The sequence below is a fragment of the Acidocella aquatica genome, assembly GCF_030160635.1.
GTDB lineage: Bacteria > Pseudomonadota > Alphaproteobacteria > Acetobacterales > Acetobacteraceae > Acidocella > Acidocella aquatica.
Genome location: NZ_BSOS01000079.1, coordinates 52,360 through 76,368 on the forward strand (window position 1 = coordinate 52,360; position 24,009 = coordinate 76,368).

Below are 24,009 nucleotides of genomic sequence, written 5' to 3' on the forward strand. Positions count from 1 at the left end.
AGCCCCGGAGGAAACTCCGGGGCTTTTTTTATCACCGCGCCCGCGGGCGGCGCGCTCAGGCCGCGCAGCTCTCGAACCCGCGCCGCAGTTGCGGCCGGTTCAAATCCCGCCCGATGAAGACAATCCGGCTGGTACGTTTCTCGCCCGCTTTCCATGGGCTGATAAAATCACCATCCGCGATCATATGCACCGCCTGAAACGCAAACCGCCGGTCCTCGTTCTTATACGCCAAAATCCCCTTGGTCCGCAGCAAATTGGCCCCTTGCGTCTGCAATATATGCCCGATCCAGGTCTGGAATTTCTCCGCATCCAGCGGTGCGGCGCATTCCAGCGAGATACTCGTCAGATGTTCGTTATGCGTATGCTCTGACTCCTCATCCAGAAAATCCGGCACGCTTTCCAGCACGCGTTGCAGATCAAACGCATTCAGCCCGAGCAGTTTATCAATCGCCACATCCCCGCGCGTCGCATGATGAATTTCGGCGAACCGGTTGATGCTCCTGATCCGCGCCTCAACCTTCGCCAGCTCCTCCGGGCTCACCAGATCGAGCTTGTTCAGCACGATCACATCGGCAAACGCCACCTGGTCGGCCGCTTCCGGCGAATCCTCAAGCCGGGCCAGAAAATGCCTGGCATCCACCACGGTCACAATCGCATCCAGCCGTGTCTTCGCCTTCACATCCTCATCGACGAAAAACGTCTGCGCCACAGGCGCGGGGTTCGCCAGGCCCGTGGTCTCCACGATGATGCCGTCAAATTTGTCCGTCCGCTTCATCAGCCCGTTGACGATGCGGATCAGATCGCCGCGCACCGTGCAGCAGATGCAGCCGTTGTTCATCTCGAACACTTCTTCATCCGTATCGACCACGAGGTCGTTATCCACCCCCAGCTCACCAAATTCATTGATGATCACGGCGTATTTTTTGCCATGCTGCTCGGTCAGAATCCGGTTCAGCAGCGTCGTCTTGCCCGCCCCCAGATAGCCGGTGAGCACGGTCACGGGAATCAAATCAGCCATATTCAAAAATCCACCCTCATTGCGTTGGACCACTATATAGGTGTTTTTAGCGCAAAACATCCGGCCAGGGATAATCACCCGGCGCGACACGGCCAAAGGCCGCCTCCACCACATATTCGGCAACCCGCCGCTCGTTGAACAGCTCGATATATTTCGCCCGCCCCGCCGCCGCCGCCGCCATGCGCGCAACCGGCGCCGCCGCGTAGAATTTCAGCTTTCCGGCCAATTCCTCCATCGAGGAGAAAAAGATCATCTCATCGTCTGAGAACAATTGGTCATACCCGGTCTGCCGTTCGATCGCGGCAAGCAGCCCGTTGCCCATCAGATGCGCCAGCCGGTCCGAGCTGTAGAGAAAATAATCGCTGCGGCGGCTGATGTTCAGCCCAATCCCCGCCTGCTCCAGCCCATCCTGATACGCCGCGCCAAACAGCAGTTTCTGGCCGAACATCCCCGGCGTCAAAATGCTCACCCCCGGCGCTTGCGCGCGCAGCGCTTGCGTAAACGCTTCCATATCCCAGGACTGGCCGCACACCACCCGCAGCGGCCGGTGCGGGTTGCCGCAGGCGTAAATCACATCAAACGCCGGCGCCGCCACCTGGTCCATCCGCGCGCGCTCAACGGATACATCCACCGGATTCGGCAAAAACCCGGCCAGCCGGCCCGGCCTGCGGAATTGCTCCAGCGCCGGCCCGGCGGTGGAAATCAGCGTTGCGTCCACCACATCGATCGTATTCAGAATCCGCGCCACATTCCCCGGCTCGAACAACGGGTCCACATTCCACTGCACCACCCGCAGTTGCGGCAAATCCGCCCGAATCGCGGCAATCGTCTCCGCCCAGATCATATCCGCATGGCCCAGCACCAGCAGGTCCGGCCGGTGCTCGCGGCAGAACTCGCGCAACACCTGGTTGGCCGTGCGCCGCCCCAGCCGGTAATGCCCAAAGCCCGCCGCCCGGGCGATATCGCGGTCAGAAAGGTTGAACACCGCATGGCCATTACGGGTGAAGCCATTGGAAAGCTTGATCTCCACTGAATGCTGATTGCGCCGGCTCAGCGAGACTGGGAAATACGCAACATGAACAATCCGCAGCATCGCGCCTATTCCCGCCTCAAATTAGCGGGAAACTCCAAAAAAATGCACTCATGCGGTGGAAATCTGACCATTTAGCCGAGGTGCCGTAGCGGCTTGGATGTGTCAACCGGCAAACGCCTCCCCCAGCTGGTCACCGCCTCTTCCCTTGCCGCCAGCGCCAGCCCGAACACAAAAAACAGCCAGCCGGACATATATAAAATCGGAAACTCGTCGGCCGAGCCAAACGGCCACACGAAGGTGACAACCGCAATCAGCAGCCCCACCCGCAACGGCTCCGGCCTGCCCCAGAGTCCGCGGGCCAGCGTGGCCAGCCATACCGCAATCATGCCAACAAACAGGCCCACCCCGGGAATCCCCGCATCCACGAACGCCTGGAAGTAGAAATTATGCGGATGCAGATTGCACGCCCCCAGCCCAAGCGCGGTCGGCGCAATGCCCAGCGCCGGCAACCCGCCGCCAAAGCGCGCCAGTGGGCACAACACGCGGAAACCATTATACCCCCAGCCATGCCAGGGCGACTGCAACCCCATCACGCTCGCGCGGGTGAACAATTCGCCATAAGGGCTGAGCGTGAAATGGCGCAGATTAACATATGTCTCGCCGACCAGCTTGGCGTAGGTCGGCGGCGAGATCACCGGCGTCGCCAGCAGCACCGCCCCCGCCACCAGCACCAGCACCAGCACCACCCGGCGCAGTTGCGGCACCAGCAACGCCGTCCCCGCCAAGCCAACCGCGCTCAACACCACGCCCATGCGCTGGCCGATCAACACGGCGGTCACCACCCCCAGCGCCGCGAGCCCAACCGCCCCCGCGCGCCAGCCCACCCCGCGCCACCCGGCCCCCCGCCTGCCCAGCATCGCCAAAACCGGCGGCAGCATGGTGGCAAACAGCAGATGCGCATAAAGCGCTCCGGCGCGGGGCCGGCGGAACGGCCCGGTCAGCGAGCCGTCGCTCCAGCGATGATCGCCAAACAGATTGCTGCCGGTGAGATATTGCTGCCAGGCCTCCAGGCCAATCCATACCGATGATGCCGCCAGCATCCACCAGGCCGCCCGCCGCGCGCCCGGCGTGCTCAGCACCCAGCCCTGCAACGCCGCCGTTAACACAAAAAACCGTGGAATCACCAGCGCCTGCATAAAGCCCATGCGCCAGCCCGCCCCGCCGGTCCCCAGCAAGGGCAGCGGCAGCGAGCACAGCAGCAGCCAGCCCCACCACAGCATCGCGGCCAAGAACCAGGGCTGACGCGCCCAGGCAAAGCCCCGCCCCCGCGCGGATTCGAGCAGAAACAAAACATCCACCAGGCCGATGCAGATTTCCGCCAGCACCCAGGCATGCAACAGGCCCAACGGAACAATCAGCGCCGCGCCCAGCGCAGCCTTGCGCATCCGCTCAGAGCGCACGCGCGGCCGCTCCGCCGGTTTCGCGGGCCGCCATCAACCCCTGATAATAATCGATCCATTGGCGCGTCACCGCCTCGCGGGTGAACCCGGCCAGATATTCCGCATGGCCCTGCGCCGCGATTTTCTCGCGCAACGCCTTGTCATCCAGCACCTCGCGGATCGCCACGGCCAGCGCCGCGCTGTCATTCACCGGCACCAGCATGCCGTTTTCGCCATTGCGGATATAGGCGCGGGGCCCGTCGCTGTCGCAGGCGACAAAGGGCGTCCCCGCCTGCCACGCATCCAGAATCACGGTCCCGAACGGCTCATAGCGTGAGGGCAGGACACATACATCGGCGGCGCGCAGCAAGGCCCCGCGGTCAGTCCGCCAGCCCAAAAACCGCACCTGACCCGCCACGTTGAGGGTTTCCGCCAAAGCCTGCAGCTCAGCCAAAATCGGCCCGTCGCCCGCGACCCACAACACGCAGTCCGGCAAAAACGGCAGGGCATGCAGCATGGTGTCCAGCCCCTTCACCGGATGCAGCCGCGAGAGCGTGAGCAGCACCCGCGCCTCCGGCCGGGTCACCAGCGCCGCGCGGTCAATCGCCGGGGCGTCATCCACCGTGGGAAACGTCGGGATATAGGCGGCCTGTTCCGGCGCCACGCCGTTTTCGCGCATGTGGCGCACCAGATCGCGCGTCACGCCCACAAAACGGGTGCAATGCCCAAAATACCGCAGCTCCTCATAATCGCCGAACCAGCCGATCACCTCCGCCCGCTGGCGCGCCGAGGCGGGCACCAGGCTCGCGGCCCGGCGCATCCAGCAATGGATGATGTCGGGTTTTTCACGCGCGATCAGTCGGCGCATCCGCCACCATTGCAGCGGGCGGATCGGATCGCCCAGCACCCCCGGCGCCATGCGCAGCCCGGCCTGCTCCAACTCCCTGGCGCGCGGCGCATCGGGGCGCATGACCACGCATTGGTCAACCCCCGCCTCGTGCAGGCTGAGCATCACATCGGTCGAGTACAACTCGGCCCCGCCATTGCCCTTGCCCGCCATCACATGCAGAACGCGCATTCAAAAACCCCTGCAAAAAAAGCCGGTCAAGGCCGCTTGGTGCCGTGCCTTACTAGAGCAATATCCGATCAAATGGAATCATTTGATCGGATAAATTTGTTCACCAAAACAAAGAGCTAGAGCATTTTCGGTAAGACTATACGCAGGGAAAATACGCTCGCAGATGCCCGCCTTCACAAATGCTCAGGCCCGAACCTGCACATAGCTCCCTGGCGCATCCTCGATCGCCTTCAGCTTCCCCTTGCCGGGAATGCGCGCGGGCACCCTGGTCTTGTCAAACCCGGTGACCCAACGCTGCCAGTCCGGCCACCAGGACCCGCCAACCTCCGTCGCGCCGCCAAACCATTCATCGGGATTTTCAGGCATCTCGGCATTGATGAAATGATTGTATTTTCCCCCCTCGGGCGGGTTGACCACGCCCGCGATATGGCCCGAGGCCGCCAGTACGAAACGCACGGGGCCGCCAAAATTGCGCGCGCCTTTGTAGGTGCTGGTCCAGGGCGTGATATGATCCTCCCGGCAGGAGAGGAAATACACGGGAATATCAATCTTGCGCAGATCAATCGGCACCCCCTTCATGGCAATGCCGCCCGGCTGGGAGAGCAGGTTCTTCTGATACATATTGCGCAGATAAAACGAATGCATCGCGGGCGGCATGCGCGTCGAATCCGAGTTCCAGTACAGCAGATCAAACGGAAACGGCTCCTGCCCGAGCAGGTAGTTGTTGACGACAAAACTCCAGATCAGATCATTCGCGCGCAGCATATTGAAGGTCGCCGCCATGTCCGAGCCTTCCAGATAACCCTGCTTGAACATCTTCTCCTCGATGTTGCTCAGCTGCTCCTCGTCGATGAACACGCCCAGCTCTCCCGCATCGGTGAAATCGGTCAGCGTCACCAAAAAGGTCGCGGCCTTTATCCGCTCATCCCCGGTCGCCTTCATATACCCCAGCGATGAGGCCAGCAGCGTCCCCCCCAGGCAGTAGCCGATGGCGTTCATCTCGCGCATCCCGGTGGCTTTCTCGATCGCATCAAGCGCCGCGAGCACGCCCTCCACCATGTAATCGTCGAAATTCTTCTCCGCCAGCGCGGCATCCGGGTTCACCCAGCTCACCATGAAGACGGTGTGCCCCTGGCTCACGAGGTAGCGCACCAGCGAGTTTTTTGGCCGCAGGTCGAGAATATAAAATTTATTAATCCACGGCGGAAAAATCACCACCGGCCGGGCGAACACGGTCTCGCTCGCGGGGCTGTATTGGATCAGCTGCATCAGCTCGTTCTGGAACACCACCTTGCCTTCCGAGACGGCGATGTTCCCGCCCACCTTGAAGGCCTCGGAATCAGCCATCTTGATCCGCAGATTGCCCCGCCCATGCTCCAGATCGCTCAGCAGGTTGCTCAACCCCTTCACCAGATTTTCCCCCCCGGTCTCGCGCGTGCGGCGCAGGACCTCCGGGTTGGTCATGGCAAAATTCGAGGGGCTCAGCGCATTGATGAACTGGCGTGCGTAAAAATCAATTTTCTGCGCGGTCTTGGGCTCCAGACCGTCCACATGCGTCACCACATCGTTGATGTAGCGCGCCGAGAGCAGATACGACTGCTTGATGTAGTCAAAAATCTCATTTTGCTGCCAGGCAGGGTCGGCAAACCGCTTGTCCTTCGGGTCGCTCTCGATCACCGGCGCCGAGTCCATGCCCATGATCCGCCGTGTCGTGTTCTGCCACAGCGTCATGTAGTCACGCCACAGTCCCAGCTGCGCATGCACCAACTGCCCCGGATTGGCGAGCAGCTTGCTGGTCATCTCCAAAAACGCGCCGCCCACATTCAGCGGGTCCAGCGCCACGCCCTCCTTCGCCTGGCGGCGCAGCCAATCGTTCACCAGCCGCTGCGAGCGCGCGGCGATATCAGCCATGGAGCGCCCCAACTGCTCGGCATCCGGCAGTTTTATATCGGCTTCGTTCTGTCCGGGTGCTTGTGTCATTTCTGGTTATCCTTTCCGTGGCGGCAGTTCTCGGGCAAACAGCTAGCATGCGCTTCTGGTTGCGGAGAAAATCCTAATGACGTGTCGGCGGCTTGGTTCTGCGGTGTCTGTTGTTCTGTCATTGTTCTTGGGCGGCTGTTCTGGTTCGTTGGGTCTGTACCACAGCATGGAAGGTGGCGCGATTGCTCAGAACCGGCAACCCCCTCCAGGGGCGGATCAGCCCTACCCCAACCTCGCTGACGTCCCCCCGGCCCCGGCGCCCACACCGCCCGGCGAGCAGGCCGCCATTGCGAACCGCGCACGCGCCAGCACCCCTGGCGTCTCACCGCCCTCGCCGGGCGCGCTGGCCGGGCTGGAACTTCCCGCTGCCCCGCCGCCGCTGCCAAAAATCCCCGGCCTTCGGCTCACCCAATCCCCCGCCGCCACGCCCCTCGCCGCGCCAGCACCCGCCGCGCCGCCGCCCAACGGCCCACCGGTGGCCCTCGCCTTCGCGCCCGGCTCGGCCATCCTGCCAGCGGCCGACCTCGCGCCGATCGGGGCCATCGCCGCGGAGCGCGTTAAGGCCATCGCCGCGGAGCGCGGCAACGCGAACATCCTGGCCGGTGGTTTCGGCGAGTCGTTCGCCCTCGCCCTCGCCCGCGCGCAGCGCCTGGGCGAGGCCCTCACCGCCGCCGGCGTTCCCGCAAGTGCTATAAAACTCGTGGCCCAGCCCTCCGGTTCTGGCGGCTTTGTACAATTGGTATATTAAGCCCCCACCAACCCCTCACAGAGAGACCTTGAGCGTTCCATGACCGAAGAGTTCCATCGCATCCGCCGCCTGCCCCCTTATGTCTTTGCCGAGGTTAACGCCGCCAAAGCCAAGGCCCGGGCCGTCGCGGAGGACATTATCGACCTCGGCATGGGCAACCCCGACAGCCCCACCCCGCCGCACATCGTCGCCAAACTCATAGAGACCGTGCAGGACCCGCGCAGCCACCGCTATTCCACCAGCAAGGGCATCCCCGGCCTGCGCCGCGCGCTCGCCGCCTATTACGAGCGCCGGTTTGACGTGAAACTGAACCCCGACACCGAGGTCATCGCCACGCTGGGCTCCAAGGAGGGGCTGGCCAACCTCGCCGCCGCCATCACCTCGCCGGGCGACACTATTTTGGTCCCCAACCCGTCCTACCCCATCCACCAGTTCGGCTTCATCATCGCCGGCGCCTCCGTGCGCTCCATCCCCGCCGAGCCGGGCGAGGAAATGCTGCGCGCCATCGACCGCGCGGTGCGCCATTCCGTGCCCAAACCCACGGCGGTCATCGTCAACTACCCCTCCAACCCGACCGCCCACATGGCCACCCTCGATTTTTACACGGAGCTGGTGGCCCTGGCGAAAAAGAACGACCTTTTCATCATTTCAGACCTCGCCTACGCCGAGATATATTTCGAAGGCCCGCCCCCGCCCTCCGTGCTGCAGGTGCCCGGCGCGAAGGACATCACCATCGAGTTCACCTCGATGTCCAAGACCTATTCCATGCCCGGCTGGCGCATGGGCTTTGGCGCCGGCAACCCGCGCCTCATCACCGCGCTCACGCGCATGAAATCCTATCTCGACTATGGCGCCTTCACCCCGATCCAGGTCGCCGCGACCGCCGCCCTCAACGGCCCGCAGGATTGCGTGGACGACATGCGCGCCCTCTACAAGGACCGCCGGGACACCCTCATCAAAGGTCTGCACGCCGCCGGATGGGACATGCCCTCCCCCGCAGGCTCCATGTTCGCCTGGGCGCCCATCCCACCGCGCTACGCGCATCTGGGCAGCCTGGAGTTCTCCAAACTATTGATGGAAAAAGCCAAGGTCGCGGTCGCGCCGGGCATCGGCTTCGGTGAATACGGCGATTCCCACGTCCGAATCGCCCTGGTTGAAAACAACCACCGCCTGCGCCAGGCGATCCGCAACATCCGCCACTTCCTGGCAACTGACAGCACCGTCCCCAGCGATGAAATCGCGATGGAGGACGGCCAGTGACCCCCCTTAAAATCGGCATCGCCGGGCTGGGCACGGTCGGCGCCGGCACCGCGCGCCTGCTCGCCGACAACGCCGCCCTCATCGCCACCCGCGCCGGGCGCCCCATTACGCTCACCGCCGTCTCGGCGCGTGACAAATCGCGCGATCGCGGCATCGCGCTCACCGGTATCACCTGGCATGACGACGCCCTCGCCCTCGCCGCCGACCCCAATGTCGATGTCGTGGTCGAGCTCATCGGCGGCTCCGATGGCCCGGCCAAAGCCCTGGTGGAAGCCGCCATCGCCGCGGGGCGCCCGGTCGTCACCGCCAACAAGGCGCTCCTCGCCATTCACGGCACCGCGCTGGCCGCCGCCGCCGAGGCCGCCGGTCTCCCGCTCGGCTTCGAGGCCGCCGTCGCCGGGGGTATCCCGGTCATCAAGCTGCTGCGCGAGGGCCTCGCCGCCAACCGCGTCTCGCGCGTCGCCGGTATCCTCAACGGCACCTGCAACTACATCCTCACCACCATGCGCGAGGAAGGCCGCGACTTCCCCGAAGTCCTCGCCGACGCCCAAGCGCTCGGCTACGCCGAAGCCGACCCCGCCTTTGATATTGAGGGCGTGGACGCCGCCCACAAGCTCACCATCCTCGCTGCACTGGCGTTCGGCCAGAATGTCGATTTCTCCGCCGTGCATATCGAGGGCATCCGCAACATCTCAGCGCTGGACATCAGCTTCGCCGAGGAACTCGGCTACCGCATCAAGCTCCTCGGCATCGCGCAGCAAACCCCGTCGGGCGTCTCCATGCGCGTCCACCCGGCCATGGTGCCGGTGAGCAAGCTCCTCGCCGCGGTGGAGGGCGTGTTCAACGCCGTGCTGATGGAAGGCGATTTCTCCGGCCCGGTATTCTGCCAGGGCCGCGGCGCCGGCGCCGGCCCCACCGCCAGCGCGGTCGTGGCGGACCTGATCGACATCGCGCGCGGCAGCAAAATCCCCGTCTGGGGCGCCGCCCAGGCGGCTCTCGCCCCCTCACGCCCGGTCGCCATCTCGGCCCTCACAGGCGCCTACTACCTGCGCCTCATGGTCACCGACCAGCCCGGCGTGCTCGCTGATGTCACCGCCATATTGCGCGACCACGGCATTTCGCTCGAATCCATGCTGCAACACGGGCGCAGCCCTGGCGAGGCGGTGCCCATCGTCCTCGTCACGCACGACACGATTGAGGCCGCGATCAGCGCCGCCATCAGCCGCATCGCAACGCTGGACTGTGTGCTGGAAACCCCCGCCCTCATCCGCATCGAACCTAAATAAGAGAGACAAGCCATGACCGAACGCCGCCTCGGAGAGGTCTCCGACCGCAACCTCGCCCTCGAACTCGTCCGCGTGACAGAGGCCGCCGCCATCGCCGCCTCGCGCTGGATCGGCCGCGGCAAAAAGAACGAAGCCGACGGCGCGGCAGTGGAAGCCATGCGCAAGGCGTTTGACACCGTGGCCATCGACGGCACCGTGGTGATCGGCGAGGGCGAGATGGACGAAGCCCCGATGCTCTTCATCGGCGAGAAGGTCGGCCTCGGCGGCCCGCATATGGATATCGCGGTGGATCCGCTGGAGGGCACCAACATCACCGCCAAGGGCGGCGCCAACGCCATCGCCACCGTGGCCCTGGCCGAGCGCGGCAACTTCCTCCACGCGCCAGACATCTACATGGAAAAAATTGCCGTTGGCGGCGGCCTGCCCGAAGGTGTGGTCTCGCTTGACGCCCCCGTGGCCGAGAACCTTAAAAACCTCGCCCGCGCCAAAAAAATCGACATTTCCGACCTGATGATCTGCATGCTCGACCGCGAGCGCCACGCCGAGATGATCGCGAAAATCCGCGAGGCGGGCGCGCGCATCACCCTCATCGGCGACGGTGATGTCGCAGGCGTCATCGCCGTCAGCCAATCATTCACCGGGATTGATATGTATCTCGGCTCTGGCGGCGCGCCGGAAGGCGTGCTCGCCGCCGCCGCATTGCGCTGCATCGGCGGCCAGATGCAGGGCAAGCTGTTGTTCGAGGACCAGGCCCAGATCGAGCGCGCGCGCACCATGGGCGTGAGCGACCCCAACCGTATCTACAACATCATGGACATGGCCAAGGGCGACGTAATGTTCGCCGCCACCGGCGTCACCGGCGGCCCCATGCTCAAAGGCGTACGCCGCGAAGGTGCCGGCGCCTTCACCCACTCCATCGTCATGCGCAGCAAATCCGGCACCGTGCGCTATGTTGAAGCCCATCACAATTTCGCAACCAAAACCTGGGCACCGGAGATGTAGGGGCGTAAACCGCCTCGCCTTTTCACGTCATGCCAGCGAAAGCTGGCATCTCCCCCCATCAGCCGATTCATTCTTTTTCGGAACCAAAACCGCGCAAATTGGGGCGCAAGTAAAAAATTAACTTTTACTAACAAATAGTTATAGAAACTTCCTCACAATCGCTCCACGTGGAGCATAAAAAAACGGCCCGGAGCAAACCCCGGGCCGTTTCATTTTTCCAGAAACCCGCAGCTTAGGCGGCGAACTGGTTCATCGTGTTATGCGCGCCACCAGCCTTCAGCGCCGCTTCACCAGCAAAATACTCCTTGTGATCGTCACCAACGTCGGAGCCCGACATGTTCTGGTGTTTCACGCAGGCGATACCCTGGCGGATTTCTTCACGCTGCACATTGCGCACATAACCCAGCATGCCCTGGCTGCCGAAATACTCCTTGGAGAGATTATCGGTGGAGAGCGCCGCGGTGTGGTATGTCGGCAGGGTGATGAGGTGGTGGAAAATACCCGCGCGCTTCGAGGCGTCGGCCTGGAAGGTGCGGATTTTCTCGTCCGCCGCCACACCCAGCTCGGTGGTGTCATAGTCCACGCTCATCAGCTTCGCGCGGTCATAGGCTGACATGTCCTTGCCCTCGGCCTGCATCGCATCATAAACCTGCTGGCGGAAATTCAGCGTCCAATTGAACGACGGCGAATTGTTGTAAACCAGCTTGGCATTCGGCACGACGGCGCGGATACGATCCATCATCCCGGCGATCTGCTCCACATGCGGCTTCTCGGTTTCAATCCAGAGCAGATCAGCGCCGTTTTGCAGGCTGGTGATGGAGTCGAGCACGCAACGGTCTTCGCCGGTGCCGGCGCGGAACTGGAACAGGTTGGAGGGCAAACGCTTCGGACGCAGCAGCTTGCCGTCACGGTTGATGACAACATCCCCGTTACGCGCATTCTCAGCGGTAATCTCTTCGCAGTCGAGGAACGAATTATATTGATCGCCGAGGTCGCCAGGCTTGTGGGAAACCGCAATCTGCTTGGTCAGGCCCGCGCCGAGCGAGTCGGTACGGGTCACGATGATACCGTTCTCCACGCCCAGCTCCAGGAAAGCGTAACGGCAGGCACGAACTTTCGCGAGGAAGTCCTCATGCGGCACCGTCACCTTGCCGTCCTGGTGCCCGCATTGCTTCTCGTCCGACACCTGATTCTCGATCTGCAGCGCGCAGGCGCCAGCCTCAATCATCTTCTTGGCCAGCAGGTAGGTCGCTTCAGCATTGCCAAAACCAGCATCAATATCAGCAATAATCGGCACGACGTGGGTTTCGAAATGGTCGATCTTCGCCTGCACCTGCTTCTGCTTGGCAAGATCACCCGCTGCGCGCGCCGCATCGAGATCGCGGAACAGCATGCCCAGTTCGCGGGCATCGGCCTGACGCAGGAAGGTATAGATCTCCTCGATCAGCGCCGGGACGGAGGTTTTCTCGTGCATTGACTGATCCGGCAGCGGGCCGAAATCCGAGCGCAGGGCAGCGACCATCCAGCCCGAGAGGTAGATGTAACGGCGCTTGGTGGCGCCGAAATGCTTCTTGATCGAGATCATCTGCTGCTGCGCGATAAACCCGTGCCAGGCGCCGAGCGACTGGGTGTAGTTTGCCGGGTCGGCGTCGTAGGCGGCCATGTCGGCGCGCATGATGCCGGCGGTGTATTTGGCGATATCCAGACCGGTATGAAACCGGTTCTGCAGCCGCATCCGCTCCACGGATTCAGCGTTGATACCGTCCCAGGTGCCGTTCTTGCTCTCGATGAGGTGGTTCAGCTTCGTAATGTGATCTTGATAGGACATCTGAATCTTCCGTTGCCAGTTGGTGGGGGAGGCGTGTTGCAATGCACCAAATAGACACTGATTCAGGAAAAAGGGAGATGGAAAAACGCCAAAACACCCCCGTTTTGTGAAAATAAAGTGTAATATTGTAAACGTTTTACAAGGCTTTGACGGCAACGGGTAAAATTTTTGCTTGTCCCGTCAACGCGAGAGCAATTCCCTGAGCCAGTGACCCCCCGCCTGACCGCGATCTTGCCGTTTTACAGAACGAGCCAGCTTGGCCGCTGGATGCATCGCTCTATGGTGCAGTTGTACGCTAATATGATAATTCGAGCGGCATCCGCCCCGTTTCGCAGCGCCAAAGGGCGAGACGGGCACCTGAAACTGAAGAAAAACCAAACAGGATTTGGAGATTTCGCATGCTCACCCTGAACACCGCCGATGGCATGGCCCTGCTCACAATGAACCGTCCAGCGCAGCGCAACGCCATGTCCAGCGAACTGGTACGGCGGATGATCGAAGCCTTTGACACGCTGGACGCGGCGCCGGAGGTACGGGTGGTAATTTTGACCGGCGCGGGCAACGGATTTTGCGCGGGCAGCGACCTTGGCGGGCTGGCGGAAATGTCCGCGGCGCAGCGCCGGAATTTCGAAGCCGAGTCTGGCAGGTTGGCGCGGCTTATCAGCGCGCTTGGCAAGCCGGTTATAGCCGCGGTGGATGGATTTGCCATCGGCGGCGGACTGACGCTGGCGGCCGCGTGCGACCTTACCGTCTCGCAGCGCGATGCCAAATGGTCGTTGCCGGAGGTACCCATCGGGCTGTTTCCCGCCTGGGGACTGGCCGCGGTGGTGGACCGCGTGGGCCGGCCGGTGGCCAAGCGGCTGAGTTTCGGCATGGAGGTGTTGAACGGCGAGGAGGCCCACCGGCTGGGGCTCGTGGATTATCTGGTGGAAACGAATTCGCTTGCCAGAGCCTACGAAATCGCGGCGCGGCTGGCCGGGCTGCCAGCGATGCAGACCGGGCTGGTGAAAGAGTATTTCGCGCATGATCCGCGCGATGGCGAGACATCCGACCTATTGGCCAACCGGCTGTTCATGCGCGCGGCGCTCACCGGCGAGGCGCAAGCCGCCTTTCGCAAATTTGCCTCGAAAAAATAAGCGGATGGCGGGAGTTTTTTTATTTTCTCCCGTCCTTGGCCAAGCTATTCTCACCCAAGCAAGCAGAACGAATGAGATAATACAATGAAAATTCTGGTGTTTCAGCATGTTGCCATCGAGCATCCGGGCAGCTTCCGTGACACGATCAAAGCTCAAGGGCATAGCCTGCATCAGATTGAGCTTGATGAAGGCGAGGCGATTCCGCCGCTGCATGATTACGATGTTTTGCTGGTCATGGGCGGCCCTATGGATGTGTGGGAGGAAGAGGCTCACCCTTGGCTTGCTGCGGAAAAAGCCGCGATCCGGGCCTGGGTAAGTGCCGGCAAACCGTATCTTGGCATGTGTTTTGGCGCACAATTGCTCGCTGAAGCCATGGGCGGCAAAGTGGGTTTAATGAAAACCGCGCCCGAGGTAGGAATGAGCCAGGTGCGGCAGGTTGGCGCAGCGGCTTTGTTCTCAGGCCTGCCCGAACAACTGACCTGCTTCCAATGGCACGGCGCGGAGGTATGTGAACTGCCGCCCGGCGCCAGCCTGATTGCCACGAACGCGGCGTGCCGCGTGCAAGGCTTCGCCCTGGGAGAGCACGCTTATGGCTTGCAGTTTCATGCTGAACTGACTGAGACCACCGCCCAGGAATGGGCCGCGCTGCCTGAATATGCGGCCGCGCTCGAGACGGTGAAAGGCCCCGGCTCTCTGCCGCTCATATTGGCGGAGGTGGACGCGAAAATTGATGATTTGCAAGGAGTCGCGCGGCGGCTGATCTTGAATTTCCTGCAGGGGGCAACGCTGCAAGTTTCAGCTTAAGACCTAGGCTTTCCAGAAAGTCATCAGCAGCCCGCCGGAGACGATGAGCGCCCCGCCGCATAAAATGGGCAGGCTGGGGCGAACCCCGAATGCAGCCAGATTGATCACCTGCGCAACCACGAAAAACAAGGTGACGTAGACACCCAGAAGTTTCCCGAAATCCCAGCTCGGCAGATTGACTGTGATGCCGTAACTGAACAGGACAACCGCGCCCAACGCAAAAAAGCCAAGGCGGGTGCTCATGGCATGCGCGTGGAGGCCGGTGCGGGCCAGAGCGTCGCCGCCGGCTTCTAATACGGCGGCCAAGGTAAGGACAGCAAGAATCGCAAGATTGTTCATAAGGCATGGATAAAACAAAGCCGGAGAAAAGTCTCCGGCTTTGTTCACGCACTCAATAAAAATCTACGGGCTGGGGTATTCCCCCCCTATTTACCCGCGGGAACCACGGCCGATTCCATATCATGCTGAATACCGGCGAGAATTTGCGGCGTCTTGAATTTAAGGACCGAGAACCAGGCGAAACCGGCCAGCATGTAGGCCGCGAAGGCGTAGGGGAAATAATTATAGGGCGCGGATGGCACAGGATACACGCTGCCAACCAGCGAGAGGATCATGAGCACGGCGCCAAGACCGCCGATCACGACATTCCCGGGTTTGAGCTCCCCCGTGCGCTTGAGCAGCACGGGGGCACTGAGCGAGCACAGGAAATACACAATAATGAAGCCGTAGGAGGCCAGCGTGCCATACCAGCCAAAGGTGTTGGTCTCGGCGTTGCTGGCGAAAGCGGCACAAACCAGGAAGTTAAGGATTGCGCCAACCGTTAAGGCGAGATGCGGTGTTTTGCGGGTCTGGTGAACGATGCCCATGGAGCTGTGCACGAACTGGTAGCGCCCGAGCGAGAACAGCATGCGGCCGAACGCATTCAAGGATGCCAACGCGCAGGCAAAGGAGCTGATGGTAGCGCCAAAATAGACAGGGGCCGTCATGTATTTGCTGATCGAGTTGGTGATGTCACCCAAAGGTGCTGAGCTGGCGCCGAGGGTTGCCGCGTTGTCCCCAAAGCCCTGGGTGATGACATAGGTGGTGATGACGAAAAACACGCCGGAGAAAATGGCCGTTGCGATGATGGCTTTTGGGATTGTGACTTTCGGATTGCGGGTCTCCTTGCCCAGGGAGGCCGCGCTCTCGAAGCCCACGAAAGAAAAGATCGCAAAGACGATCGCCTGTGCGATGCCGCCGAAGCTTGAGCCTTTCAGTGTGAGTTGCTGCGTATCGGGCTTGAAGCCATAATGTGAGAGGGTGATGACAATGACGGCAAGAATGATGACGACTGATATCACCTCCAGCGTCAGCCCGATGCGCGAGGAGATACGGATGTCGCGTGTCGCGAACATCCAGACCAGGACGGAAAGAATGAGATACATCGGGATGTTGGCGATCGGCAAAGTGTAGCCGAGTGAGGCGAAGAAGGTTTTGACAAAAATCGAGGTTGCGATTGTTAAGGCCATGGCCGTGAAGAGATAGGCAGCGAGCATCGCCCAGCCCGCCAGCATGCCGTAGGATGGGCCTAGGCTGCGCGAAACATAAACAAAGAACGAACCGGCGGCGGGGATGCGCCCGGCAAGTTTAGAGATGTTGAGCGCGACGATGAGCAATGCAGCCGTGGCGATGATATAGACCAGCCAGGATGCGGTGCCCGCGATGCCGACGACCACCGCGACCGCGAGGGCGGGGGTGAGCGTTGGCGAAACATTGGCAACGGATTGGCCCAACGCCTCTATGAATGATAGACTATCCTTGCGAAGCTCTGACATGAATACCCCCGAGTTGTTTACATAAAAGAAACTCAATTTCTTTTTGAGCAATTTTCATGCCAAAAGCGGCGGTTGCTTCGGCACTGTAAATAGCGGGATATTTATACAGATTATCTTTGAACGGCTAAATTTTAGGCGGCATGCGATTAAATCCTGCCTCGTTAGCGGGCGATTATGCGTGCGAATACGCATTCAGCTTCATTCCGCGGCAAAAGACAGGACGGCAATTCACGTTTTCGGCTCGTTCATCTGAACGAACCTCAAACGATCTAAAACCTCATTTTTATTTCACGGTTTGCGCAGGGTCAGGATGGACCAGGCGCCGTCGGCCAGACGGTCCTCCAGAACCAGCCCGGCGCGCCGGTGGGCAGAGAGCACCCAGTTGGCCTGGGTAGTGAGCAGCCCGGCCAGAATGGCGATGCCCCCTGGGGCCAGGCCCTCCCCCAATTGATGCGCCATGGCGCAGAGCGGGCGGGCGAGGATATTGGCGAACACCAGATCATAAGGCGCATTGCGCTTGATGCGCTTATCCATCCAGCCGTCCGCGCGGATGGCATGCACCAGCCCGGCAACGCCGTTTAGTTTTGCGTTGGCGTTGGCGACACGGGCGGCGCGCGAGTCGATATCGCTCGCCAATACGCGCTGGCGCAGCAGCTTGGCCGCGGCGATGGCGAGAATCCCCGAGCCGGTGCCAAGGTCAAGAATGTGGCGCGGGCGGTGATATTGCGCCACGCGCTCCAGCGCGATGAGGCAGCCGCGGGTGGAGTTATGCTCGCCGGTGCCAAAGGCGAGGCCGGCATCCAGCGTGAGGGTGATGCGCCCTGGGATTTCGGGGGCGTTGATGTGCGTGCCGCGCACGACGAAGCGCCGCCCGATGGTCTGCTCGGGAAATGCGGCCTTGGTGCGCGCCAGCCAGCCGCCGACTGGGACCAGGGCGCGGGTGATCGTGGGTGTGACCCCGGTGACCATCTCCGCGACGGCGAGGGCGGATTCCAGCTCGGCCTCATGGGCGCCGCGTTCCTTCACGCCCTGGATATCCCAGATGTCCATATCCTCGTTATGGAAGAAGGACACCGCCCGGCATACCGAACCCAGCGCGGCCTCGAAAAAATCCAGCGCGTCGGCCGGGACGGTGAGCGCGATGCAGTCCAGTTGCTCAGGCATCATGCCGTTCCACGAAATTGCTCAGCACGCGCTTTTCTCCTGATGTCTCGAAATCAATGTCCAGCCGGTCGCCTTCGGCGGCGAGCACCGTGCCGTAGCCGAATTTTTGGTGGAACACCCGCGTCCCCGGGGGTATTTTAGAGCTTGCCACGGGCTTTGCCGGAGCGCGGGCCTGCACCGGAAAGCTGACCGGCGCGCCCCAGCGCGGCTGCTGGCTGGCCGCCGCCGATCCGGTGTGGGTTATGAATTCCTCCGGCAGTTCCTCGATGAAACGGCTTGGGATGGAATCCTGCCAGCCGGCATAGGTGCGCCGGCGCGCGGCGTGGGTGATGACGGCGCGGTGGCGCGCGCGGGTGATGCCGACATAGGCCAGGCGGCGTTCTTCCTCCAGACTTTTGTTGCCGCCTTCATCCAGCGCGCGCTGGTTGGGGAAAACGCCTTCTTCCCAGCCGGGGAGAAACACCGTGTCAAATTCGAGACCTTTGGCGCCGTGCAGGGTCATCATGGAGAGTTTGGCGTCGTCGCTGTTTTCCTCGTTTTCCATCACCAGCGAGACGTGCTCAAGGAATGCCTGCAAGGATTCGAAATCAGCCAGGGCGCGGATGAGTTCTTTCAGGTTTTCCAACCGGCCGGGGGCATCGGGCGATTTGTCGGCTTTCCACATGGCGATGTAGCCGGATTCGTCGAGCATGGTCTCAAGCGTGACAACATGGCCCTCACGTTCCAGCATGGCGCGCCAATGGTCGAAGTTTTGCAGCAGCGCGCGCACGGTTTCGCGCAGCTTGCCCTTGAAGCCGCCTTCCTGCACCAGCAGCGCCGTGGCGGCGTAGAGCGAGACCTGCGCGGCGCGGGATTTGCCGTGCATGGCGCGCAGCGAGGTATCGCCAATGCCGCGTTTGGGCAGGTTGACGATGCGCTCGAAGGCCAAATCGTCAGCCGGTTGCGCCAGCACGCGCAAATAGGCCACGGCGTCGCGAATTTCCGCGCGTTCATAAAACCGCAGGCCACCGATGATGCGATAGGGAATTCCCAGCAGGATCATGCGTTCTTCAAAAGCGCGGGTCTGGAAACCGGCGCGTACCAGAATCGCCATTTCCGCCAGGGACTGTCCGGCGCGGCGGTAGGTGTCAACGCGGCCGCCGATCATGCGCGCCTCTTCCTCGGAATCCCACAGCGCCACCACTTCAACATTATCGCCCGTGGCATCGGTGCGCCCGGCGTGCAGGGTTTTACCCAGCCGCCCGGTGTTGTGCGCTATGAGATGCGAGGCGGCGGCCAAAATCGGCGCAGTGGAACGGTAGTTGGCTTCCAGCCGCACGATTTTCGCGCCCGGGAAGTCGCGTTCGAATTTCAGGATGTTCTCGATCTCGGCGCCACGCCAGGAGTAGATGCTCTGGTCGTCATCGCCCACGCAGCAGATGTTCTTGTGCGATTGCGCGAGCAGGCGCAGCCAGTAATATTGTACCAGGTTGGTGTCCTGGTATTCGTCCACCAGAATATATTTGAACATTTTCTGATAGGTGGCGAGAACTTCAGGGTCTTTTTTCAGCAGGTTGACGGTGAGCAGCAGCAGGTCGCCAAAGTCGGCGGCATTCAGAGCTTTCAGCCGGTCCTGATAGTCGCGGTACAGGGCCTCGGCCTTGCCGTTCGCAAAATCCGTTGAATCCGCCATGGGAATTTCACCCGGCATGAAACCCTTGTCTTTCCATTTCTGAATCTGCGCCATCAGCGCGTTCGCGGGCCAGCGTTTTACGTCAATGCGCGCGGCCTCCATCACCTGTTTGAGCAGGCGCATCTGGTCGTCGGAGTCCAGGATGGAGAAATTGCTCTGCAAGCCCACACGGTCCGCGAAGCGGCGCAGCATGCGCGCGCCCAGGGCGTGGAAGGTGCCGAGCCAGAGCCCCTCAGCCGGTTGGCCGAGGATTTTGCCGACGCGCTCGCGCATTTCGCGCGCCGCCTTGTTGGTGAAGGTGACGGTGAGAATCTGGTTGGGGTAGGCGCGGTGGCTGAGCAGGATGTGTGCAAACCTGGTGGTGAGCACGCGCGTTTTTCCGGTGCCTGCGCCGGCCAAAACCAGCACGGGACCTTCAGTCGATTCAACGGCATCGCGCTGAGCCTGATTCAGGCCATCCAGATAATTTGTCATGCGATTAAGGGTTTTACACCCAAAATCCGCGCGATGGCATAGACCAGATCGGGCCGGTTCAATGTGTAGAAATGAAATTCATCAATGCCATTGGCCTGCAGGATACGCACTTGCTCAGCTGTGGTGGCGGCGGCGACCATGCGGCGGGTTTCGATATCGTCATCGAGGCCCTCGAACAGCTCGGCCATCCACTGTGGCACCGAGGTGCCGCAGGCGGCGCAGAAGCTGGCGGCCTGCTTGAAGTTAGAGACGGGCATGATGCCGGGGACGATCGGCGCCGTGATCCCGGCGGCGAGCGCCTTGTCGAGGAAGTTCAGGTAGACGTCGTTGTTGAAGAAAACCTGGGTGATGGCGCGAGTGGCCCCGGCGTCAAGCTTGCGCTTGAGGTTGTCCAGGTCGGCCTGCGGGCTGAGCGCCTGGGGGTGAACTTCGGGGTAGGCGGCCACGGTGATCTCGAAATCAGCGATGCGCCGCAGCCCGGCGACGAGATCGGACGCGTAGGCGTAGCCGCCGGGGTGCGGGGTGTAGGCTTCACCGTTGGGCGCGTCGCCGCGCAGGGCGACGATGTGTTTAACCCCCGCAGCCCAATAGCGGCGGGCGACTTCGTCCACCTCCTCGCGCGTGGCGCCCACGCAGGTGAGGTGCGCGGCCGGGGTGAGGCTGGTTTCCTTGACGATGCGCAGCACGGTCGCGTGGGTCCGCTCCTGCGTGGAGCCGCCGGCGCCGTAGGTGACCGAGACGAATTGCGGCCGCAGGGTCGCCAGACGCTCAATGCAGGCCCAGAGCTGGGTCTCCAGCGCCGGGGTTTTGGGCGGGAAAAACTCGAAGGATATGGCGGGCGGCGCAGCGCCTTCGCGGGCAGGCAGGGGCGCGATGCGCGTGCTGGTGGCCCAGCGTTCCAGCGTGTCATGGTTCGGGGAATGGGTCATGCTGGTTCCGTGACAGCACCGCCGGATTTTCGCAAGGGCATGGTTAAGGATTCCATGCTTGGATGACCCATATGCTGTTTGGGCGGCTGGCTTTTGGGCAATGTGTCTTTTGGCAGTAGCGTCTGGGTTGAAGCCGCGTTATTGAGCAACACATATTATATGGGGCCGCCCAGCCTGGGGGGCCAGGTTAAGTTGGGGTTGAACAGTATGAAGATGACCGTGAAACGCGAAATCAGCCGGGCATTAAGTCTGGCGGCGCCGGGGTTGCTGGTCTCGGCCCTGCTGGCTGGCTGCGCCACCCCTCCGCCGAAGACCGACACAGCCGATTACCAGGCCTATCAGCAGCAGAACGATCCGCTGGAGCCTACCAACCGGGTTTTCTACACTGTGAATGACAAGCTTGACACCTACGCCATGAAGCCGGTGGCGCAGGGCTATGTGGACATCACCACGCAGCCGATCCGCGACCATGTCGGCAACTTCATCACCAATATCGGCGAACCCGCCCGCTGGGCGAATTTCATGCTGGAAGGCAAGCCGACCGATGCGGGCACCGCGTTTGTGCGGTTTTTGGTCAACTCAACCATTGGAATCGGCGGTATTTTCGATCCCGCGGCGTCGCTCGGCTACCCCGAGACGGATACGGATTTTGGCATGACACTGGCCATTTGGGGCATTCCCGCCGGGCCTTATCTGTATCTGCCGGTGTTTGGCCCCTCGGGCGCGCGTGATGTGTGGAACCTGCCGGTCGAATATTTTGCCACGCCGATGAAGATTGCTCCCGCGAGCGGCGCGCTCACCGATTTCAGCTATGCGGAAACCGGGCTGCATCTGGTCAATACCCGTGCTGCCTACATTGGCCCGATCGATCAGGTGAAAGCGACCGCGCTTGACCCCTATGCCACATTTCGGAGTCTTTATCGCCAAAGTCGTGACTCAGAGTTGCAGTTAATTAACGAGCGTGACACGCCTGTGCCCAATCCCTGGGCGCATGAGTAACCGCCGCATTTTAACTTTAAGGACGTAACTATGTATCTTCGCCGTTTGCTTCTGGGGGCTCTCGCCTTTGCTCCTGTTGTGGCAGCCATGCCCAGCTTCGCCCAGGCCGCGCTGGTGCCGGCTGATGCCGCCAAGGCCTTTATTACCCAATCCGGCCAGCAGCTCGTTAGCGTTGTTAACAGCGGCGCCAGCACCTCGCAAAAGGCCGATGAGCTGCGCCAGCTGGTCAATAATATCGTCGCGGTCGATCAGGTGGGCGATTATGTGCTAGGGCGTTATCTCAATGTCGCCTCGGCTGACCAGCATGCTCAGTTCCTCAGCCTGTTCCACCAGTTACTGTCCTACAACATCACCTTTCAGATCAAAGCCTATCAGGGGCTTAACTTCGTCGTAAACGGGGTGAAGCCAATGGGTAATGACATGGTGGTTGACACCACCATCACCAGCCCCGGCAAGGCGCCGGCGGATGTTGGCTGGGCAGTGGACGAAGTGGACGGTCAGCCAAAGATAGTTGACGTGATCGTGGCCGGGACCAGCCTGCGGATTACCACCCGTAATGACTATGCCTCGGTGGTGACCGATAATGGCGGGCAGGTGAGCGCACTGCTCAAAGCCATGCAGACGCAAATCACCAAGATCGCCGCCGCACAATAAGGGGTGATGGTTCCACGATCAATTTGATGCGATTGGCATGATCCACCCGTTTCGTGCCAATCGCAGATTGATCTCTGCATGGGGCGGTTTACCCCGTTGCTGATAACAGCCGCCATTGAGCCGGGTATTGCTCCAATCATGTGCAAAATCTTACGGGTCTTTGTGCCCGCTCACGGTTCGTCCCGCGGCTTTGTCCAGCCGCAGGCAATCCAGAACTCCCAGAAAGGCGATACCGGCCGCAAGGTAGAACGCGTTGTGGAAATCATGCAGATCGGGCCTTCCCACCACGCCGCCGCGCAGCAGCGCGCTGACATTCAGCGTGAACGCACCGAGCGCAGCGCCCATGCCCATGGTCAACTGCGACATCATGCTGGATAACGTGCTCGCCCCACTCATCTGTTGCGCCGGTACATCAGCAAATTGAATCGTCGACAGGCTGGTGAACTGCATCGAACGCAACGCCCCGCCGATAAAGAGAACCGGAACAATCAGAAATTGCGGTGTTCCAGGCGTAAACCACGCGCAAACAAACAGTGACATGGCGGTCAGCAGGCCATTGAATACCAGCACCTGGCGAAAACCAAACCGCCGTAAAACCCGGGTCGTGATCGTTTTCATGAGCAGATTGCCCGCAAAAAGACTGAGTAGCAGCGCTCCCGAAATGAATGCGTTGAGCCCGAAAACTGTCTGAAACAGCAATGGCAGCAAAAACGGCGCGCTGCTGATCGCGACCCGGAAGAGTGAGCCGCCCCAGACACTGACGGCATAGGTGCGAATTCGTAAAGCACCGAACTCAAGCAGCGGAAATTCATGATGCTTGCAGTGCCACACCGCAAGGCCGCCAAGCCCCGCTCCGGTTGCCAGAAGCACCTCGGGAAAAAACTGGGCGGCCCCGGTTCTGCCCAGCTCGTTGAAACCAAAAACCAGCGCCGCGAGCCCGCCTCCCATCAAAAAAAACCCTGTGATATCGAGCGGCCTGCTCTGTTCGCCCGTCATCCCCGGCAAAAGTCGCAATGCCAGCGTGAAAGCGGCCAGCCCCAGCGGAAGATTGAGAAAGAATATCCACCGCCAGGAGGCATAGGTTACCAGAAAACCACCGATCAGCGGCCCCAAAACCGGTGCAATCAACCCCGGCCAGACGATCGTGGCAATCGCCTGCACCAAGTCCTGTTTCGCGGTTGCACGCAACACGGCCAGGCGGCCCACCGGCACCATTGCCGCGCCGCCAATGCCCTGCAACACGCGCGCCGCCGTGAACATCCAGAGGCTTCCACTCACGCCACAGAGCAATGATGCCACGGTAAACATTAACACCGCTCCCGCAAACACCCGGCGTAGCCCAAAGCGCTCCGCCGCCCATCCTGTTACGGGCATGAACACCGCAAGCGCCAGAAGATACGCTGTCACGCCAATGTTCATTGCCACTGCCGAAACGTTGAAGGCGCGCCCCATCTGCGGCATTGCGGTTACAATCACCGTGCCATCCAGCATCTCCATGAATGCCGCGCCGGCCACCAGCCATGTAATGAAACGCCGGTGCGACTTAGTGGATACGGCTGGCGAAATTCGCATCGAAATCATGCGAAGCGTGGCTTTATGCGCGGCATTTTCCAGTTCTCACCCACTCTTCCCCCCGAGTCCCGCCTCCATGGCGGCGACGGCGGAGAGGTTGGCGATGCCGCGGGCGGTTA

Annotated in this window: 20 protein-coding genes; 8 read left to right on the plus strand and 12 right to left on the minus strand. The window is 61.5% G+C overall.

Annotation, left to right across the window (positions count from 1 at the left end):
* Positions 1-55 precede the first annotated feature (55 nt).
* The 5 genes from QQJ84_RS14475 to QQJ84_RS14495 all read right to left on the minus strand — a co-directional run bounded on the left by QQJ84_RS14475 (position 56) and on the right by QQJ84_RS14495 (position 6,548).
* A complete protein-coding gene (locus QQJ84_RS14475; RefSeq protein WP_284259014.1) occupies positions 56-1,018 on the minus strand; it encodes a CobW family GTP-binding protein in 963 nt (320 codons plus the stop codon).
* Positions 1,019-1,064: 46 nt separating this feature from the next.
* Entirely contained in the window at positions 1,065-2,111 is a 1,047-nt protein-coding gene (locus tag QQJ84_RS14480) for a glycosyltransferase family protein (RefSeq protein WP_284259015.1), read from the minus strand.
* Between the two features lie 71 nt (positions 2,112-2,182).
* The gene (locus QQJ84_RS14485) at positions 2,183-3,511 is read right to left on the minus strand and encodes an O-antigen ligase family protein (protein WP_284259016.1); all 1,329 of its coding nucleotides are present in this window, start codon (positions 3,509-3,511) and stop codon (positions 2,183-2,185) included.
* Positions 3,501-4,568, minus strand: coding sequence for a glycosyltransferase (locus QQJ84_RS14490; RefSeq protein ID WP_284259017.1), 1,068 nt, complete (start codon positions 4,566-4,568; stop codon positions 3,501-3,503). The genes QQJ84_RS14485 and QQJ84_RS14490 overlap by 11 nt, the downstream gene beginning before the upstream one ends.
* 183 nt (positions 4,569-4,751) lie before the next feature.
* Entirely contained in the window at positions 4,752-6,548 is a 1,797-nt protein-coding gene (locus QQJ84_RS14495) for a PHA/PHB synthase family protein (protein WP_284259018.1), read from the minus strand.
* Positions 6,549-6,696: 148 nt separating this feature from the next.
* Between QQJ84_RS14495 and QQJ84_RS14500 the strand changes: the two genes are divergently transcribed.
* The 4 genes from QQJ84_RS14500 to glpX are packed head-to-tail and all read left to right on the plus strand — an operon-like array spanning position 6,697 to position 10,844.
* Positions 6,697-7,296, plus strand: coding sequence for a hypothetical protein (locus tag QQJ84_RS14500; RefSeq protein ID WP_284259019.1), 600 nt, complete (start codon positions 6,697-6,699; stop codon positions 7,294-7,296).
* A 39-nt stretch (positions 7,297-7,335) separates the two neighbouring features.
* Entirely contained in the window at positions 7,336-8,556 is a 1,221-nt protein-coding gene (locus tag QQJ84_RS14505) for an LL-diaminopimelate aminotransferase (RefSeq protein WP_284259020.1), read from the plus strand.
* Positions 8,553-9,842, plus strand: coding sequence for a homoserine dehydrogenase (locus QQJ84_RS14510; protein WP_284259021.1), 1,290 nt, complete (start codon positions 8,553-8,555; stop codon positions 9,840-9,842). Before QQJ84_RS14505 ends, QQJ84_RS14510 begins: the two co-directional genes overlap by 4 nt.
* Before the next feature lie 12 nt (positions 9,843-9,854).
* Positions 9,855-10,844, plus strand: a complete 990-nt coding sequence (gene glpX / locus QQJ84_RS14515) for a class II fructose-bisphosphatase (protein WP_284259022.1) — start codon at positions 9,855-9,857, stop codon at positions 10,842-10,844.
* A 232-nt stretch (positions 10,845-11,076) separates the two neighbouring features.
* Here the strand turns inward: glpX and QQJ84_RS14520 are convergent, their stop codons facing one another.
* On the minus strand, positions 11,077-12,672 hold the full coding sequence (locus QQJ84_RS14520) for an isocitrate lyase (protein WP_284259023.1): 1,596 nt from the start codon (positions 12,670-12,672) through the stop codon (positions 11,077-11,079).
* 398 nt (positions 12,673-13,070) lie between these two features.
* Here QQJ84_RS14520 and QQJ84_RS14525 point away from each other — a divergent pair, with 398 nt between their 5' ends.
* Positions 13,071-13,808, plus strand: a complete 738-nt coding sequence (locus QQJ84_RS14525; protein ID WP_284259024.1) for an enoyl-CoA hydratase/isomerase family protein — start codon at positions 13,071-13,073, stop codon at positions 13,806-13,808.
* Between the two features lie 84 nt (positions 13,809-13,892).
* Positions 13,893-14,612 (plus strand): type 1 glutamine amidotransferase, encoded by a 720-nt coding sequence (locus tag QQJ84_RS14530; protein ID WP_284259025.1) that lies wholly within the window; start codon positions 13,893-13,895, stop codon positions 14,610-14,612.
* A 3-nt stretch (positions 14,613-14,615) separates the two neighbouring features.
* Here the strand turns inward: QQJ84_RS14530 and QQJ84_RS14535 are convergent, their stop codons facing one another.
* From QQJ84_RS14535 to metF, 5 genes are all read right to left on the minus strand, one after another.
* Positions 14,616-14,951, minus strand: a complete 336-nt coding sequence (locus QQJ84_RS14535) for a hypothetical protein (protein WP_284259026.1) — start codon at positions 14,949-14,951, stop codon at positions 14,616-14,618.
* Between the two features lie 86 nt (positions 14,952-15,037).
* Entirely contained in the window at positions 15,038-16,426 is a 1,389-nt protein-coding gene (locus tag QQJ84_RS14540; protein ID WP_284259027.1) for an APC family permease, read from the minus strand.
* 288 nt (positions 16,427-16,714) lie between these two features.
* Complete coding sequence (locus tag QQJ84_RS14545) at positions 16,715-17,593, minus strand: 50S ribosomal protein L11 methyltransferase (protein WP_284259028.1); 879 nt, start codon at positions 17,591-17,593, stop codon at positions 16,715-16,717.
* The gene (locus QQJ84_RS14550; RefSeq protein ID WP_284259029.1) at positions 17,583-19,736 is read right to left on the minus strand and encodes an ATP-dependent helicase; all 2,154 of its coding nucleotides are present in this window, start codon (positions 19,734-19,736) and stop codon (positions 17,583-17,585) included. Before QQJ84_RS14550 ends, QQJ84_RS14545 begins: the two co-directional genes overlap by 11 nt.
* Positions 19,733-20,665: a methylenetetrahydrofolate reductase [NAD(P)H] gene (metF, locus tag QQJ84_RS14555; RefSeq protein ID WP_284259030.1), complete on the minus strand. Its 933-nt coding sequence runs from the start codon at positions 20,663-20,665 to the stop codon at positions 19,733-19,735. Before metF ends, QQJ84_RS14550 begins: the two co-directional genes overlap by 4 nt.
* Before the next feature lie 207 nt (positions 20,666-20,872).
* On the opposite strand from metF, the gene QQJ84_RS14560 reads away from it, so the two are divergent.
* The gene (locus QQJ84_RS14560) at positions 20,873-21,664 is read left to right on the plus strand and encodes an MlaA family lipoprotein (protein ID WP_284259031.1); all 792 of its coding nucleotides are present in this window, start codon (positions 20,873-20,875) and stop codon (positions 21,662-21,664) included.
* Between the two features lie 30 nt (positions 21,665-21,694).
* Complete coding sequence (locus tag QQJ84_RS14565) at positions 21,695-22,318, plus strand: MlaC/ttg2D family ABC transporter substrate-binding protein (RefSeq protein WP_284259032.1); 624 nt, start codon at positions 21,695-21,697, stop codon at positions 22,316-22,318.
* A 150-nt stretch (positions 22,319-22,468) separates the two neighbouring features.
* Here QQJ84_RS14565 and QQJ84_RS14570 read toward each other — a convergent pair whose 3' ends face one another.
* Positions 22,469-23,899, minus strand: a complete 1,431-nt coding sequence (locus QQJ84_RS14570; protein ID WP_348522684.1) for an MFS transporter — start codon at positions 23,897-23,899, stop codon at positions 22,469-22,471.
* Positions 23,900-24,009 lie beyond the last annotated feature (110 nt).